General features: G+C 72.3%; 1 protein-coding gene. It reads left to right on the top strand.

The genetic code is table 11. The features are described from left to right. On the top strand, window positions 1–2,850 hold a 2,850-nt coding region (locus tag RIN80_RS15920), incomplete at its 5' end, for an FtsK/SpoIIIE domain-containing protein (RefSeq protein ID WP_309096257.1). Window positions 2,851–2,870 lie beyond the last annotated feature (20 nt).

Below are 2,870 nucleotides of genomic sequence, written 5' to 3'. Positions count from 1 at the left end.
CAGCAGGCACAGCGGGCACAGCGGGCGGCCGGGGGCTTCCCCTCCTTCCAGGCCTGGCACACCACCGCCTCGCAGCCCGAACAGGCCGAGCACGCCGAGAAGTTGCGGCTGCGCGTGGAGGAGGCCGGTGCCGAGCGGCTGCAGGACGTACGGCCCGACTTCGTCTCCCCGGCCTGGTGTCTGCGCCTGGCCCGGTCGCTGTCGCCGCTGCGGGACATCAGCGGCGAGACCGAGGACTCGGCCCTGCCGGGCTCCAGCCGGCTGCTGGACGTGCTGCAGCTGGAGCCGCCGACGAGCGAGGCGATCGTGGCGCGCTGGCGGATGGGCGGACAGTCCACGCTCGCCGTGATCGGTGAGTCGTACGACGGGCCGTTCGGGATCGACATCCGCAAGGACGGGCCGCACGGCCTCATCGCCGGTACGACCGGATCGGGTAAGTCGGAGCTGCTGCAGACGATCGTGGCGGCGCTGGCGGTGGCGAACACGCCCGAGAACATGACGTTCGTGCTGGTCGACTACAAGGGTGGCGCCGCCTTCAAGGACTGTGTGCATCTGCCGCACACCGTCGGCATGGTGACCGACCTCGACGCCCATCTCGTGGAGCGCGCGCTGGAGTCGCTCGGTGCCGAGCTGCACCGGCGCGAGCACATCCTGGCCGCCGCCGACGCCAAGGACATCGAGGACTACCAGGACCTGGTGCGCCGGGACCCCTCGCACCGGCCGGTGCCCCGACTGCTCATCGTCATCGACGAGTTCGCCTCGATGGTGCGTGACCTGCCCGACTTCGTGACGGGGCTGGTGAACATCGCCCAGCGCGGCCGTTCCCTCGGGATCCACCTGCTGCTGGCGACCCAGCGGCCGTCCGGCGTCGTCTCCCCGGAGATCCGCGCCAACACCAACCTGCGGATCGCGCTGCGCGTGACGGACGGCGGCGAGTCGACGGACGTCATCGACTCGCCCGAGGCCGGGCACATCTCCAAGAGCACTCCGGGCCGTGCGTACGCCCGGCTCGGGCACGCCTCCCTGGTCCCCTTCCAGTCGGGACGCGTCGGTGGCCGGCGGCCCGGCGCGGCCGACCCGGCCGTGCTGATGCCCTGGGTGTCCCCGCTGACCTGGGAGGACCTCGGCCGGGCCGCGCTGGCCAAGCCGAAGGCCGAGGCGCGGGAGGACGAGGAGATCACCGATCTGAAGGTCCTGGTCGACACGATCCGGGACGCCAACCGCGCGCTCGGAATCCCGCCCCAGCACAGCCCGTGGCTGCCCGCCCTGGACGAGACGCTGCTGCTGGACGAGATCGAGGTGCCCGCGTTCGCCGGTGGTCCCGGGAAGCTGGCCCCCGCCCCGTACGGCATCGAGGACCTGCCCGCCAGCCAGTCGCGCCGCCCGGTCGTGGTGGACTTCTCGACCTTCGGGCACCTGATGATCGGCGGTGCCCCGCGCAGCGGCCGCTCGCAGGTGCTGCGCACCCTGGCGGGTTCGATCGCCCGCACCCACTCCGTCGCCGACGTGCACCTGTACGGCATCGACTGCGGCAACGGCGCGCTCAACGCCCTGACGCGGCTGCCGCACTGCGGGGCGGTCGTCGGCCGTAACCAGACCGAGCGGGTGGTGCGGCTGGTCAACCGGCTCAAGGGCGAGATGAGCCGCCGTCAGGACGTGCTGTCGGAAAGGGGGTTCGCGGACATCGGGGAGCAGCGGGCGTCGGTCGCCGAGGACGAGCGGCTGCCGCACATCGTGGTGCTGCTGGACCGCTGGGAGGGCTGGGTGCCCACGCTGGGCGAGATCGACCACGGCTCGCTCACGGACGAGTTGCAGACGATGATGCGCGAGGGCGCGAGCGTCGGCATCCACCTCGTCCTCACCGGTGACCGGACGCTGCTGGTGGGCCGTATCGCCACGCTCACCGAGGACAAGTACGGTCTGCGGCTGGCGGACCGGAGCGACTTCTCGGCGCTGGGGATCCCGGTGCGCAAGGTGCCGGAGGAGATTCCGCCGGGCCGTGCCTTCCGCAACGAGTCCGGTACGGAGACGCAGTTCGCGCTGCTCGCCGAGGACACGAGCGGTCAGGGCCAGGCGGCGGCGCTGGCGGCGATCGGCGAGGCGGCCACCGCGCGGGACGCCGACGTGCCGCGCTCGCGCCGTCCGTTCCGGGTGGACAGCCTGCCCAGCCGGATCTCCTTCCCGGAGGCGTGGGAGCTGCGCGACCCGGACGCGTCCCGCTCGCGGCTGTACGGTCTGGCCGGTATCGGCGGCGACGAGATCGTCGGCTTCGGGCCCGATCTCGCCGAGGGCGTACCGGCGTTCGTCATCGCGGGTCCGGCCAAGTCGGGCCGTTCGACGGTGCTGCTGAACTTCGCGCACTCGTTCCTGGCCCAGGGCACGCGCCTGGTGATCGCGGCGCCGCGCCAGTCGCCGCTGCGCGGGCTCGACGGTACGGACGGTGTGCTGAGGGTCTTCACCGGTGACGACATCGACGAGGACGACTTCGAGGAGCTGATCGACCAGGCGTCCCCGGAGGAGCCGATCGCCGTGCTCGTCGACGACGGGGAGATCCTGGAGGACTGCGACGCCGAGAGCCAGCTGAAGAAGCTGGTCTCGCGCGGCGCCGAACGCGGTCTCGCCCTGGTCATCGCCGGTGACGAGGAGGACGTGTGCAGCGGCTTCTCGGGCTGGCAGGTCGACGCGAAGAAGGCCCGCCGCGGCATCCTGCTCTCCCCGCAGGAGTCCTCCAGCGGCGACCTCATCGGCGTCCGCCTCTCCCGCAGCATGGTCGGCGGCCAGGTCGCCCCGGGCAAGGGCATGCTCCACCTCGGCGACGGGGAGCTGCGCACGGTCGTCGTCCCGGGGTGAGGCTGGCGGTGAGCGGCGGT

The organism is Streptomyces sp. (genome assembly GCF_031181705.1).
Lineage (GTDB): Bacteria > Actinomycetota > Actinomycetes > Streptomycetales > Streptomycetaceae > Streptomyces.
This window is presented reverse-complemented; position numbering and strand designations above follow the sequence as displayed.